Source organism: Rhodococcus sp. BP-160 (genome assembly GCF_019836205.1).
In the GTDB taxonomy this organism is placed as follows: Bacteria; Actinomycetota; Actinomycetes; order Mycobacteriales; family Mycobacteriaceae; genus Rhodococcoides.
Window position 1 is genome coordinate 274516 of record NZ_JABUEK010000006.1, and the last position, 13315, is coordinate 287830.

The 13315-nt window shown below is 68.3% G+C and carries 18 protein-coding genes and 1 pseudogene; 6 read left to right on the forward strand and 13 right to left on the reverse strand.

From position 1 onward, the window contains the following. From HQ306_RS21160 to HQ306_RS21180, 5 genes are all read right to left on the reverse strand, one after another. Complete coding sequence (locus HQ306_RS21160) at positions 1–780, reverse strand: sulfite exporter TauE/SafE family protein (protein ID WP_222633381.1); 780 nt, start codon at positions 778–780, stop codon at positions 1–3. After that, positions 777–1199 carry a DUF302 domain-containing protein gene (locus HQ306_RS21165; protein WP_222633382.1) on the reverse strand — a complete coding sequence of 141 codons (423 nt, stop codon included), beginning with the start codon at positions 1197–1199 and terminating at the stop codon, positions 777–779. The genes HQ306_RS21160 and HQ306_RS21165 overlap by 4 nt, the downstream gene beginning before the upstream one ends. Before the next feature lie 57 nt (positions 1200–1256). Beyond that, the gene (locus HQ306_RS21170; protein WP_308115577.1) at positions 1257–1514 is read right to left on the reverse strand and encodes a YgaP-like transmembrane domain; all 258 of its coding nucleotides are present in this window, start codon (positions 1512–1514) and stop codon (positions 1257–1259) included. Between the two features lie 42 nt (positions 1515–1556). Continuing rightward, entirely contained in the window at positions 1557–3620 is a 2064-nt protein-coding gene (locus HQ306_RS21175) for an MMPL family transporter (protein ID WP_222633447.1), read from the reverse strand. Between the two features lie 523 nt (positions 3621–4143). Then, positions 4144–5343: an IS110 family transposase gene (locus HQ306_RS21180; protein ID WP_222633383.1), complete on the reverse strand. Its 1200-nt coding sequence runs from the start codon at positions 5341–5343 to the stop codon at positions 4144–4146. A 206-nt stretch (positions 5344–5549) separates the two neighbouring features. On the opposite strand from HQ306_RS21180, the pseudogene HQ306_RS21185 reads away from it, so the two are divergent. The 6 genes and pseudogenes from HQ306_RS21185 to HQ306_RS21210 form a co-directional block, all read left to right on the forward strand. Further along, positions 5550–5672 (forward strand): annotated as a pseudogene (locus HQ306_RS21185) (NrdH-redoxin); the annotation flags it as partial. A 39-nt stretch (positions 5673–5711) separates the two neighbouring features. Next, complete coding sequence (locus tag HQ306_RS21190; RefSeq protein ID WP_222633384.1) at positions 5712–5861, forward strand: hypothetical protein; 150 nt, start codon at positions 5712–5714, stop codon at positions 5859–5861. Positions 5862–5873: 12 nt separating this feature from the next. After that, complete coding sequence (locus HQ306_RS21195) at positions 5874–6461, forward strand: DnaB-like helicase N-terminal domain-containing protein (RefSeq protein WP_222633385.1); 588 nt, start codon at positions 5874–5876, stop codon at positions 6459–6461. Then, positions 6458–6700: a hypothetical protein gene (locus tag HQ306_RS21200; protein WP_222633386.1), complete on the forward strand. Its 243-nt coding sequence runs from the start codon at positions 6458–6460 to the stop codon at positions 6698–6700. The genes HQ306_RS21195 and HQ306_RS21200 overlap by 4 nt, the downstream gene beginning before the upstream one ends. A gap of 38 nt (positions 6701–6738) precedes the next feature. Next, on the forward strand, positions 6739–6966 hold the full coding sequence (locus HQ306_RS21205; RefSeq protein WP_222633387.1) for a hypothetical protein: 228 nt from the start codon (positions 6739–6741) through the stop codon (positions 6964–6966). 493 nt (positions 6967–7459) lie between these two features. After that, positions 7460–7630, forward strand: a complete 171-nt coding sequence (locus HQ306_RS21210) for a hypothetical protein (RefSeq protein ID WP_222633388.1) — start codon at positions 7460–7462, stop codon at positions 7628–7630. A gap of 100 nt (positions 7631–7730) precedes the next feature. Here HQ306_RS21210 and HQ306_RS21215 read toward each other — a convergent pair whose 3' ends face one another. The 8 genes from HQ306_RS21215 to HQ306_RS21240 all read right to left on the reverse strand — a co-directional run bounded on the left by HQ306_RS21215 (position 7731) and on the right by HQ306_RS21240 (position 13140). Further along, the gene (locus HQ306_RS21215) at positions 7731–8354 is read right to left on the reverse strand and encodes a hypothetical protein (protein WP_222633389.1); all 624 of its coding nucleotides are present in this window, start codon (positions 8352–8354) and stop codon (positions 7731–7733) included. Positions 8355–8465: 111 nt separating this feature from the next. Then, the gene (locus HQ306_RS22440) at positions 8466–9008 is read right to left on the reverse strand and encodes a thermonuclease family protein (protein WP_308115578.1); all 543 of its coding nucleotides are present in this window, start codon (positions 9006–9008) and stop codon (positions 8466–8468) included. Continuing rightward, positions 9005–10000, reverse strand: coding sequence for a hypothetical protein (locus HQ306_RS22445; RefSeq protein WP_261770328.1), 996 nt, complete (start codon positions 9998–10000; stop codon positions 9005–9007). Before HQ306_RS22445 ends, HQ306_RS22440 begins: the two co-directional genes overlap by 4 nt. Continuing rightward, on the reverse strand, positions 9997–10374 hold the full coding sequence (locus tag HQ306_RS22450) for a hypothetical protein (protein WP_261770327.1): 378 nt from the start codon (positions 10372–10374) through the stop codon (positions 9997–9999). Before HQ306_RS22450 ends, HQ306_RS22445 begins: the two co-directional genes overlap by 4 nt. A gap of 190 nt (positions 10375–10564) precedes the next feature. Then, positions 10565–10840 carry a hypothetical protein gene (locus HQ306_RS21225; protein ID WP_222633390.1) on the reverse strand — a complete coding sequence of 92 codons (276 nt, stop codon included), beginning with the start codon at positions 10838–10840 and terminating at the stop codon, positions 10565–10567. 91 nt (positions 10841–10931) lie between these two features. After that, a complete protein-coding gene (locus HQ306_RS21230; protein WP_222633391.1) occupies positions 10932–12116 on the reverse strand; it encodes a pentapeptide repeat-containing protein in 1185 nt (394 codons plus the stop codon). A gap of 20 nt (positions 12117–12136) precedes the next feature. After that, on the reverse strand, positions 12137–12703 hold the full coding sequence (locus HQ306_RS21235) for a hypothetical protein (RefSeq protein ID WP_222633392.1): 567 nt from the start codon (positions 12701–12703) through the stop codon (positions 12137–12139). Between the two features lie 68 nt (positions 12704–12771). Further along, on the reverse strand, positions 12772–13140 hold the full coding sequence (locus tag HQ306_RS21240) for a hypothetical protein (RefSeq protein ID WP_222633393.1): 369 nt from the start codon (positions 13138–13140) through the stop codon (positions 12772–12774). Between the last annotated feature and the right edge of the window lie 175 nt (positions 13141–13315).

Sequence of the window (13315 nt, forward strand, 5' to 3'; positions counted from 1 at the left end):
TCAGCTGACGATGGTGTGTGCGGCGTCGATCAGGACGTACCCGGCGACGGCGAGGACCAGGTACGCGAACCAGTTCTTCAGGCGGTCGGCGTTCACCCGGTCGGCCCAGCGGCCGGCGACGAGTGACCCGACGATCGCCGCCCCGGCGAACGTTGCGGTGAGAGCCCAGTTGCCGCCGAGCCCGTCGGTGTGGGAAGCGAGTCCCGCTGCAGAGTTGGCGACGATCACCACCAGCGACGTCCCGACGGCGACCGTCATCTCGATACCGAGCAGCAGCACCAGCGCCGGAATGATGAGGAAACCGCCACCGACACCGAACAGGCCGGTCAATACACCGACGGCGAAGCCGGTAGGAATCGACCGGGGTGCGCAGCGTCGCCAGTCGATCCCGGAGGTGCCTGTTCGGCACGCGGTCCCGAGGGAGCCGTCGCCGCGGAGCATGCGCACCGCGGCCGCGATCATCACCAGCCCGAACCCGACCAACACCAGCGACTCGGGTAGGTGCCGGCCGGCGGCGCTCCCGATGAACGTGCCCACGATGCCGGTGCCGGCGAAGATCGCCGCGAGTCGCCACTCGATCAGCCGCGCCCGGATCTTCGGGACGGCCCCGGTCAGGGACGCGAGTCCGACGACGAGCAGCGACACGGGGATGGCCTCGGCCAGCGGGAGGTGCAGGGCGTAGACCAGGACGGGGACGGCCAGAATGGACCCGCCGCCCCCGAGCAGCCCCAGCAGGACCCCGATGACGGCGCCGAGGGTCAGCCCCAGTGCCACCGTCATCGGTTCCGGGTGTCCCCGTCGCCGCCGAGCGCGGTGATCGCGGCGCGCAGCTTGATCCCGGCGTCGCGGGCGACGTCGGCGAGCGCGGGTTCACCGGTGGCGTCGACCATGATGTCGGGGTTCATGGCATCGACGACGATCGAACCGTCGTTGTCCACGTCTTCCCGGACGACGACATTGCACGGCAGCAGCAGGCCGATCTGACGCATGACGCCGACCGCGCGGTGCGCCAGCGGCGGGTTGCAGGCACCGAGGATCAGGTAGCGCTCCATGTCCTCGCCGAGCTTGGCCTTCATGGTGGCCTGCATGTCGATCTCGGTGAGCACACCGAAACCCTGCTCGGCGAGGGCGTCTCGGGTGCGCTGAACGGCGGTGTCGAAGTCGGTGCCGGTGAGGGTGGTGCTCAGGGCGATGCTCATGATGGTGGATCCTTCCGTCACGGGTGGTGTCGTCGAACGATGCTGAGTTTCGCAGGGTTACCCGCGGTCGGCGCTGCGAAGACTGCGCGCCCCGAACCGGCGCAGAAGCAGGCTCGCCGGGCACCACCCGACCGCGGCGTAGAGGGCAAGATTCGCCGCGGCGAACGCGCTCAGCAGCCGCCAGTACGGCGATGCGGTCTCCCCGAGGATCAGCCCGGCGGCGACGACGACGCCGGCCAGCGCGGGTACCAGGCGTTCGACGGGCCAGCCGGTGAACCCTATGGGCACGCGGGCGGGGCGATCGGTGGTGGTCACGGTGTGTCTCCTTCGGTCGGGGGTGTCAGGGGTCGTCACGTGTCAGTGGGAGAAGCTGATGGACGGGAGGACCTTGCGGAGCCAGCCCGGTGACCACCAGGCGGCGGAGCCGGTGAGGCGCAGCAGGACCGGCAGCAGGATCAGCCGGATGAGGACGGCGTCGAGAAGGACGGCGACGCCGAGGATGATGCCCATCTCCTTCGGGGGCAGCGGGTCGGCGAGGGCGAAGGTGAAGAACACCGCCACCATCACCGCGGCCGCGGCGAAGATGACACGCCCGGAGTGGGCGATACCGTCGATCATCGCGGTCGTCGCGTCGCCGGTGCGCTCGTAGTGTTCTTTCGCGGTGGCGAGGAGGAACACGGTGTAGTCCATGGCGATGGCGAAGATCATCGCGAAGAAGAACACCGGTCCCCACCCGTTCAAGAAGCCCTGCGGGGTGAAGCCGAGCAGTGAGGCGCCGTGTCCGTCCTGGAAGATCAGCTTCGCGACGCCGAACGCGGCGGCGGTGGAGAGCAGGCTGACCGCGGTGCCGAGGAACGCGATCACAGGCGCTTGCAGTGCGACGAGGAGCAGCACGAACCCGAGGATCAGGATGATCGTGATCACCAGAGGCAGGTAGTCGTTCAGGGCCTGCTGCAGGTCCAAGTTCTCCGCCGGCGCTCCGCCGACCAGTGCCGACTCCGGGAGCCCGTTGCGCAGATCCGAGAGAACGGTCCCCATCGATTCGTCGGACGGGTCGACTGCCGGGATCGCCTGCAGTAGTGCATATCCGGACCCGTCGGTGGCGGGTTGCGGTGGGGTGACCATCGCGATGCCGGGTACGTCCGCAGCGGCCGTGGCGGTGTTCGCATCGGACTCGGGGACGACGATCTGCAGTGCGCCGGGGGCACCGTCACCGAACTGCTGCTGGACGAGGGCATATCCCTGTCGCACGGGTGCGTCTTCGGGGACGACGGAGATCGACGGCATCGCGACCTTCAGACCGAGTACCGGGAGCGCCAGCGCGATGAGGACGCCGATCGAGGCGAGCGCGAACGGCCACGGGTGCCTGTGCAGAAGTGCACCCCACGCGGCGAACACCGGGGACCGGTGCTGCTGACGCTTGGCGTAAGGGAGGGACGCGGCGTTCACCTTCGATCCGAGCGCTCCCAGGGCGGCGGGGAGCAGAGTCATCGTGGCGAGCAGGACGAAAATGACGGCGAGCATGATGCCGACGGCCATGGTCCGCACCGCGGGGGCCGGCACGATGAGCACGGCCGAGAGGCTGACGAGCACGGTGAGTCCGGACAGGACGACAGCCTTGCCGGCGGTGTCCATGGTCTCGGCGACGGCTGCGCGGGGGTCGCGGGAGCGCAGGGCGTCGCGAAAGCGGGAGACGATGAACAGGGCGTAGTCGATGCCCAGTGCGAGGGCGAACATCATGGCGAAGTTCATCGCCCACACCGAGATCGGGGTGACCTCGTTCAGCAGCACCAGTCCGCCGGCGGAGGCGACGAGGCCGGCGATGGTCAGGAGGAGGGGGAGTCCGGCGGCGACGAGAGAGCCGAACGCGAGCACCATGATGGCGAGCGTGACCGGCCAGGAGATGAGTTCGGCCTGGATCATCGCGTCGTGGTTGGCCTTGTTGAAGTCCGACCACAGCGCCGAGGCGCCCGTGGGGTAGACCTCGACACCGTCGCCGGAGAGTGCGGTGAGCTGATCCTTGACGGCGTCGACGGCGGTGACCATCTCGTCGGTGGTGCCGGCGGCGCCGGCGATGAGGATGCCGGTCCGCCCGTCCGGGCTGATCGTCATTCCCGGTTGCGGGGGAACGATGTCACCGAACCTGGAGTCCGCTCGAAGGATTCGGGTGACCTCGGCGAGGGCGTCGGCCGCTTCCGGGTCCGTCAGTGAACCGGATTGGTTGTGCACGACCACCTGCACGGCGGCGGAGGAGTTACCGCCGAAGTGTTCCTCGGCGAGCTCGCGCACCTGCACCGACTCCGACCCGTTCGCCTGCCATCCGGCGCCGGCGAGGGACGAGAACACAGACGGCGCTGCGGATCCCAGTGCGATGAGGGCGATCAGCCAGACGCCGAAGACCCAGCGGCGGCGGGTGACCATGGCCGCGCCCCACCGGCCGAGGCGGCCGGGAGTGCTGTCGTGGTGGTCGCCGGATCGGGACTCGGCGGCGATGTCGGACTGAGACACGATGAACTCCTATACGGGTGGGGGTATCCGACGGGCCTGGACCGGCCACAGTCGACAATTGGGTGGGACGTGCTCAGCGGCGGAACAGCGAGCGCAGGCCGCCGGACGGGGGCGGCGTTGCGTGGCGATCACACGTGCACCGCCGGGACTGCGGGACCGCGCTCATCACGCTGTCGACGTGTCGGCCGCAGCCCGACCACGTGGTCTTGCCGCACTGGGAGCATTTGACGGGACTACACACGGGGAATCCTTCTGGGTTCGATCGGCGGTACGACACCCACCGTGCCATATACGAGGGGGGGTATGCAAGTACCCCAGGGGGTATCAGCCGGGGCATGACGTGTTGGGCAGTCGGAGACACACCTGTGGGCAGGAGGCGCTGTCCGCAGGTGTTTGTGGACCTCCGCCGCGACATCGGCCGGTCGAACCGCGGCAGTCAGGCAGCCCGGAGTCGCCCGGGTGCGGCCGGGGTGAAGACGCGGTCATCGCGGATCAGGGCCCACACGACGTCGACCTGTTTGCGCGCCACGGCGAGCAGGGCTTGGGTGTGCACCTTGTTCTGGTCGCGTTTGTGCTGGTAGTACTCGCGTGAGGGACCGTCGGTGCTCAGGCTGCCCTGTGCTGCGAGGTAGAACATCCGGCGAAGTCCCCGGTTGTACCGCTTGGGTCGTCGAAGGTTGCCAGTGATGCGGCCGGAGTCACGAGGAACGGGGACGAGGCCGGCGTACGAGGCGAGGTGGCCGGCGGTGGCGAACCCGTCCAGCGTCCCACCGGTCTCGACCAGGAAATCCGCTCCCAGCCGTATGCCGATGCCGGGCACGGATTCGAGTGTTCGGGCGTACTTGTGCTGGCGGAACAGATCCTGGATCTGCTCGTCGACTTCTTTGGTCTCGTTGTCGATGGCCAGGAGTCGACCGGCCATCCGCCTGATCAACGCCGCGGTGACCTCCTCACCGGCGACCACGCATGTTTGCCGTTGCGTGGCAGCGAGCGCGGCGGTGACCACCGTTCTGCGCCGGTCGCTGCGCACACCGAGGCCGGCGAGGTGTGCGTCGAGACCGTCGGCGCCGACCTCGCGTATCGCCCCTGGTGTGCAGAACGTGGACAGCAGCAGTAGTGCCGACCGCCCGAGGAATCGGAGCTCGATCTCGAGGGCGGGGAAGATGGTGTTCAGGAGGCCGCGGAGGCGGTTGACGGTGCGGACCCGGTCGGCGACCAGCTCCGCTCGGTAGCCAGTGAGGTGGCGCAGGTTGAGCACCAGCGGCTCCGGAACCACCACGGTGTCGAAATCGGTTCGCGTACGGGCGATGTCGGCGATGAGGCGGGCATCCTTGGCGTCGGTCTTGCCTTCGCCGCGGTATGCGGACGCCATGGCGTGCACCACCCGGCCGGGGATGTAGACGACGTGTTGCTCGGTCGAGGCGAGGAGCGTGAGCAGCAGTGAGGCCACCGCGCTGGTGAGGTCGACGGCCCATCGAACATTCGCGGTGCCCACCGACCGGATGAGGTCGTCGATGGCGGTCTGATCGTTGTCGACGCGCCGTGACCAGACGACAGCACCGGTGCTGTCTACCGCGCACGCGTGATGGGTGCGTTTTCCGACGTCGATCCCGATCCACAGCTCCACTTCTGCCATCGATTCTCCTTCTGTCAGTGTGTCGTGCCCGAGGACAGCTCCACCATCAGGTCCCTAATCAGCGACCGATTCCTCGCAGATCTCAATATGCGGCCAGAGTGTCCAGTCCGGCGGGGCAGCCATTCGCGAGAAGCGACTCGAACTGCACTACGTGATTTGCTACACCCCGCCGTTCCGGGCGTCCGAATCAGTCGGACTCTCAGAACTTTAGGGACTACGTGATGGCTCTCGGCTACCTTGCTGCACCCGTCGTGGTCGCCGGACCCGACACCCACTGGTCAGGACATCGGGTGACCCGCATCGACGAGCTCGTCGCCGCCGCGGCCTGACCGAACCTCACAGTCCACCACCGACCGAAGGAGACTCCCATGGCGCACCTCGCGTTCGACTACCAGCCCGACCACGACTTCATCGCCGCCCAGATCGAAGCGGACCTCGCCGCCGAAACCACCAGTGCCGTCGTCATCCCCGGCCCCTGGAGCACCCACCCGGCCGCCGACTCCACCGACACCCGGTAAGGCCAGGACGTCATGAGCGCATTACGGGCCGTCCCCGAACCCGAGCAGAACACGAGCAACCCGGTCCTCGACCTCGCACCCGACGCCGCCGATCCCGGCGCAGACCCCGGCGCCGGCCTCGACCCGCGGACCGACCCGGAATCGTTGACCCTCTGCGCGCTCATGTGGTCCGTCGACACCGCCGCCGCCGCCCGCGTCACCGACGCCCTGGTGCCGGCCGACTTCGCCGAGCCCGCCTACGCGGAACTGTTCACCGTCATCGCCGACCTCGTCACCAGCGGACGACCGCACGACCCCGCCTCGGTCGCCGCCGTCCTGCACCGAGCCGGGGGAGGGCAGAAGGACGCACCGCTGCGCCGAGCACTGGCCGATGTCGTCACCGCTGACACCACCGGATCCTCCGCCGCCGTGCACTATGCCGACATCGTGCTCTCCCAGTCCTACCGGCGGTCGTTCCACATCACCGGGCAGCGACTCATGCAGGCCGCTGAACAAGGCCCCGAGGACGAGCTGTTCGATTACATGGTCGAACTGGGTACCGCCCAGCGGGCGGCGTGGAAGCGGCTCAACACTTTCCGAGCCGGGGGAGCGCACGCATGAACGGCGACAACACCGCCGACGCTGTGGATCCGGACCGGTACCTCACCGCCGACGGGACGCTCACCGCTGACGGTGACGACGCCGGCCGGTGGCTCGACACCGAACACGTACGCGGCACCGACTGGGACATCCTCGCCGACACCCTCGAGGTGCACCCCCGCGTCGCGCGGCACCTGCATACCCTCTGGTGCACCGCCCGCGACCGGGCCGCCAGCGAGGCCCAACACGCACTGTTCTGACCACAGGCCCCCGAAGCCCTCCGCGGTACGGTCGAGACATGGCCGGCCGCTTCCACAACCTCGACCAGCGGACCCGGTCAGCTCTCGGTGGTCCCGGTCTCGCGGTCTGCGCGGTGGCCGTCGTCGCCGTCCTCATCGCCACCCTCATCGTGCAGAAATCGGAACCGAGCACCTACGTCGTCGTCGCAGTTCTGTTCGTGGTCGCGCTGACAATCAATCTCACGGCGCGATCGCGCCGAGCGCGGAAGGCCCGCTTCGGCGGTTGACGTCGCAGCACTCGACCTTGCTCAGGGGCAAGTTCGTCGGCGAGAACGGTCGTGATCCCTCATCGCATCGAAGGGGCCGGCGCAGCTGCCACGTCTTCGACAACTACGCAGAGTTCATCCCCAGCCACGGTGAGTTCATCCGTTACACCGACAAGGCCGTCATGAAGAAGATCATCTGCGTGTTCACGCACAACGTGCACGTTGTGCGCAAGGAAGAGATCACGCCACCATGTGGTGGACGGACCGCCCTACCTCGTCATATGAGGCCACGGCAGAGGGCTAGTGAACGGCGGATGACTCGCTCAACTTCTTATCGATGTGCATCGCTTTCCGACAAGTCCCTGGACCGGTGCGGCGACCATGGTTCGGGCGGCGGCAAGTGATCCGTATCTGTCACCGTCTCGCCCTACGCTTGGCCTAGCACCAGGTGAACCCAACCGTCCAAGTTCAGATCACCCGGTGCCGACCACTCGAGTCTCACGAAAGGAGACACATGGCTGAGGGTACCGAGTTGCACCGACGCCCGAGAACCCCCGCCGGCCGGTTGGCGATAGTTCTGGCGCTGATCGCGGCCGTGACGCTAGCTGTGCAGGTTCCCGGTATGACTACGGCAATCGTGCTGGCAACGCTGGCGTTGGCGGGGGCGGTGATCGCGAGCCGCTGAACCGTCGCATCTCCCAATGCGCGCAAAGTCCGCACTCCAGACGAGGAGTGCGGACTTTGCGCGGCCTGAACCTCACCATCGTCAGCAAGGTGCCGCCGCTTCACGTGAGGCCGATGATCGCCGTCGTGACCAGTAGAGCGGTGGCGGCGACGAGCAGAGCGATCCCGGTGGCGGCGTAGAGCTTGTTGGTCGGCGATGCGGCGACACCGGATGTCCGCGGGGTCACCGCACGCGCTACAGATGGCGCTGTCCGGGCTGTCGGGGCTGTCCCGGCTGTCCCGGCTGTCGAGCGTGCATGCGTGGTGGACGCGACGATGATCGACGCCACGATGACACCCGCCGATGCGATCGGCGTCAGCCACAATCCCCACCCGACCTCGGCCGTCGACGCCATCACGCCGGATCCCGCTGCAATCCGGCGACTGGTGTCCATGATGTCGACGACCCCGACAACAGCACCGAGCACTCCACACAACGCGGCAAGAACCATCACCGTGCGAGATGCGAACACCGCGCGCACAAACACCAAGAGCAGCGCCGCCGCACCCAGGCCGAGAACGACTTTCCCATCGGGTGTACTCGTTCCCGCCGCAGACGCCGACGGGAACCTGTTCGTCGCCCACGGACCCAGCGCACTGATGACCAGAGCCAACGACGACAGCGCCGCGAGGACGTAGCCGGGCATGTTCATATTCGACATCGCTGTCGGCGTCGTGGTGCTCATCGTCCGCTGCATCCTTTTCGTCCTGATCGGTCTGGAACGCCATCCAACCCTGTCGACGTCCCGCAGACACAGCGACCCGCACACGAGGCGCTAAGCACAACACGTCGACGCTCATGCACCGCCGATGCAGGGCGGCCCCCACAGACCGACATCCCCGGCCCGTGCCCGGTCCTCGGCAGCAGCGATGTCCGCAGCAGCGGACGGCGGGTTGCTCCGGTCGTAGACGTACGCGCGGGCTGCGCCCGCCTCCGCCGCGGCCACGGAGTAGTCCTCCTCCGCGGGACCGATCCGCAGGTAGCGCAACGCCCGCCCGTAGTCGTCGACGTCGTCCTGCCCGGCGTCGGGAACCATCCGGACGCGTTGCCCGTCGAGCATCGCGCGGGCGAAGTCGGTCGCTTCCGGTCCCCAGCACTGCACCGGTGTGTTCGGCCGGTTCGTCTCCGGGGTGTCTATCCCGATGACCCGCACCCGTACCGTGCCCTCGACCGCGGTCTCGACGTCGACGGTGTCACCGTCGATGACACGGGTCACCGTCCCCACCGTGCTCGGCGGACCCGCATCGGCGGTACCGCCGGGCAGGCACCCAGCAGTCGCGGCGACTACCGCGGCCGCACCGGCGACCACCCCGCTGGCGCGGCGCCGATGTCGGGTCACGACGCCACCTGGTCGTCGGCGGTCTCGGTGTGTCCGCGTACACGGTCGCGGTACCCCCGGCGGGCGGCATGTTCTGCGGTGATGAACGCTTCGACGTCGACACCGCCGTCCGGTGAGCGGTGCGGGAACGTATCGGGGATATACCCACACCCTGGCAACGGGGCGAGCGCGAACGCGTGGTCGTAGATCGGTTCGAGATCCCCGTCGTCGAAGGACTCTGTCTCCTCCGTCGACACCACCACCGGCACCGACTCCCGCAGGCCCATCCGCCGCGCCTTCTCCGTCGCCGCCGCGGTCCACGCGGCGAGGTAGGCGTCGGTGTCCGCGGCGTAGAGCCGGTCGACGGCGACAAGCTCCGCACCGAGCTCGGTCACCGCCGAGGACGGTAGGTCGGCCGGCCGCATCGCCGCCCGGATACTCGTCCGGTCCCGGTGCCACAGTTCCTGGACCCCGTAGTCGGAGAGTTGTTGGTCGCGGGTCTCGAGGTAGAGCACCACCGGCGCCGTCCGCTTCGCCAACGGCAACTGTGGATCGGTCCCGAACGCCGCCAGTGCGGCGACGTGCTGCGCCGACTCGGACTGCGGCGACGCCGCCAGCAACGTGTCGGTGCCGCCGACGTTCGCCGCCGCCGACGCGGCCGCGTGCTCCAGCACCGCGGCGACGTCCACGCTGCGTATCTGCGCGATGCGGGTGAGGACGGAGGAGATCGCGTGCGCCGCCTGGTCGGGATGGTCGAGATCCGCGAGTACCGATTCGGTGGACCCGACGATGTTGCGGGTCGGGCGTGCCGGACCGTTGCCGTCGACGGTGACGAGTTGGATCATCACGTCGTCGACCCCACGGTCGGGGAGCGTCTGCACCTGGTGGCGGATGAACTCGTGCGCGCCGACGTCGTCGACGAACACCCCGTGCGCCAACGGTGTGCGGCCGGGTTCCCCCGCCGGAGTGCGCCGCCACACCGTCGCCTCGACCGCCGTGGTCGCGCCGGTCATGCGGTCGCCTGCTCGTCGACGGCCGCACCGTCGCTCGGTGCGGTGTCGACCGGTGTCGGCACTGTCGGGGTCGTTGCCTTGTTACGCCGGGGGGTGCTGCGGCGGCCGGACCGGCGTGGTGCGGCGGGGGTGGGGAGGCCGGCGGCCTTGAGCTCCGCGGCAGTCCATCCGGCGGCGATCGCGTCGCGGTACGCCTTCTCGAACGCGGTATCAGCGGTCGCGGCGGCGTCGCGTGCGTCGGCGACCGCGGAGTGCGCGACGGCGGCCTCGGTGGCGGCGTCGAAGAGCGTCTCGACGAACCTGGTGCGGGTGTCGATCGCCTCGCGAGCGCGAGCGAGGACAGCGGACTTGTCGAGCGTGGTGATGGCAGACATGAGGGCCTTTCGAGATGGTAGCGACGACCGGCACACGCCACCAATCGCGCACGATTGGTGGAGCTGTCGTGCGGGGGTGGTGCCGGTGGTGATGGACGCTCGACCGTGACCCTCATCGACGGTCGAACACGGACGACTCTAGATCATCGCCCCGACATGTGCACGGCCGCGCCGAGCGCATGTTCGGGGGTCAGTAGTAGCGGCGCGGGTAGACCCCTCGGCTGCCGTTGCCGACGGACCCGCCGAGCAATGCCAGCGGGATCATGAACGCGAACACCACAGCGATGAGCGCGAATACCGCGGCGCCCGCGACGAGCGCGGCGATGACGGCACTGACGACGGTGATGGTGCCGAGCCAGATGATCGCGCCGGCGACCCATGCGAGCGGGCCGGTGCGATGTTCGGCGACGTACTTGATCCCGAGGATGAGCAGTCCGCCGCCGGCCAGTGCCAGTGGTGTGAGCATGGTGAGTCCTCCCGGTCGGGAAGTGCACCACCAGGTGCGGCGCACGTGTCGTGACCCGCTGTCTACAGCGGGGGTCCGACAGTCATTGCGCCTAGTCGGTCTGCTCCTCCACACGCGGCGAGCTGAGGGGAGGGGAGAAACCCTTCGGCCAGCGCGTGGCCGGGTCATAGCTGATCTGTTCCAGCGATGCCGAGTCCAGCCCACGCGCGCTACCGAAGTTCGCGCCGCTCATCTCGGCTCCGTCGAATGTCGTGCCGCGGAATGTTGCAAGTACGAAGTACGCATCGGTGAATGTTGCGCCCGTCATATCTGCTTCCGAAAAGAAGGCCAATGGCGCGTGAACCCTGTCCAACGTTGCCTTCCGCAAGGACGACCCGCCGAACCGAGCCCCTCTTAACCTGGCTGACGTCAGATTGGTTCCTACCAGTTGAGCGTTCCTAACGAACGATGACGTCAAGTTGCAGCCGGACAAGTCTGTGTACGAGAGGCGGCACCTGTCCATGGATGCGTGACTGAGATCGTGGCCGCTCAGAGCAGCACCGCGAAGGTCGACCCTTCGAAGGTCCGCCCGAGTGAACGCCACGCTCTCGATCGACCTCCACTCCTTGGAAGCGTCTGTTTCGACTTCCGAGACACGTTTGGCAACCTGCCGCACGATGGTCTCGCGAACGAAAAGATGTGGTTGCGCACCGTCGTCATCAGGCTCTGGATCGACCTGCGGTGCACGTAGGTACGACAGGAGGAGCGCGACACACACCTCCCGCTCGGACGGGTTCCCGTGGGCGAACCAGTCATCCGCGAGCGCGATCAGCGAATAGACCCCGGCCAGCCTGATGGTGGGGGAAGCGTCGGCCAGTTGTGTCGCCGCGGCGGTGAAGCGGCTGCGCAGTTCTCGCGTGGTGGCTGCGCGGTGCGCGGTGTCAGCCCGCTCGGTTTCAGATCGCTGTTGTGCAGCGAAGTGCTCTTGAGTCTGCGCGAGTTCTCTGCCGGCCTGTCGAGTCTTCTCATCCTCGATGCGCTCGTTACTGACCCGGGTGCGGTGGCTGGCGTAGTAGGTGAGTCCCGCTGCCGCGAGCACGCCTAGCCCGCCGAGGACCGTGCCCTGCCCGGGTGCGATCGGGGTGGAGAGAACGAGCGCGCCGACTCCGAGGATTCCGCCTGCCGTGCCGGCACCGATAGAACCCCACGTGAATATGTGTCGCGCCGCCGATCGATCGCTGCGGTGTCCGCCGGTCGCGTCGGCCGTTGTGGGAATCGCGCTGGGTGGCTCGCTCACGGTGTCATTGTGACGCAGTGTCAGAACAGCGTCTGTGCGCCGGACCAAGCGGGGTCGGTTCGGTTGAGTGCCGCGCGTAGCCGGTCGGGGTCGTACCCGTGCGCGAGTGCGCCGCGGATGGCGAGTGCGCGCCCGTAGCGGCCGCGCGGGTCCGCGTAGGCGGGGGTGGGTCCGAGGTGCCGGCCGGTGGCGACGGCGTAGGCGAGGTTGCCCGCTTGCGTGCCGAGCTTGAGGTGCCCGTCTCCGACGCGCACGCACAACGTCTCGTTGCACTCGTGTTCCCCGACGACGTCGGGGCCGAGGTCGCCGTACGCGAGGATCAGCGCGAACCGGTGCGCACCGATTGTTCGCTGGACGCCGCCGTCGACGAAGTTGATGCGCCCGTACCCGTCGGGGTTCGACACCGCCCCGACGAAGAAGTGACACCCCGGAGTGGTGATCACTTTGGAGCGGAACCGTGCGATCGTCGCCGCCGATGGGGGAGCGGCCAACGGGGTACCGCGGTGAGAGCCGCGCGCCGGCGGTGCGGCGACGCCGGCAAAGCCGGGCAGGAGTAGTTGACCCTCGACCGAAGGCAGACCGGGCAAGGCGAGTTGCCCAGGCACCGGGTCGTGCAGGGTCGGATCGTGGGGAGGCATTTGCACCCGCAGTGGTGCTAGACCGCCGACTCGGACGAGTCGGAAGCGTCGGCGGTGTGCGGGACAGGATTCGTGGTCGACGTCGCCGCGGCGTCGTCGTCGGGCGCCGGGTCCGGCGCGGTGAGCACGGCGAGCAGCGTGCGCGCTTCGCCGAGGGTGAGGCCGGCCAGCGCAGCGGCCGCGGTGAGCGTTCCCTCCCGCTGACGGATCGCGGCGAGGGCGCCGGCCTGGCGGCGGCGGGCAGCCTCGATCTCTTCGGCTGCGGTGAAGAACTCGGTGAGCGAGTCCATGTTCGCCTTGTCGCGTTCGGCGCGGGCGGCGAGGACTTTGCGCTGTGCGTCGCGTGCGCGGGTGCGCGCCGCGACGCGGGCCGAGGTGGACGCCATGCCGGTCACCCTAGCCGCATTCGCCACTTGCCCGCCGATTCCTAACACAACCCCCATCCGTGTCGACGTTCCGCTCCGCTGTCGACCCCGAAACCACCATTCCTCCTCCGTCGTCACCCAGCACCTCTTTCCTCGCCCCACCAAGACTCCACACACCATTTGCTCTTGCAGAGCG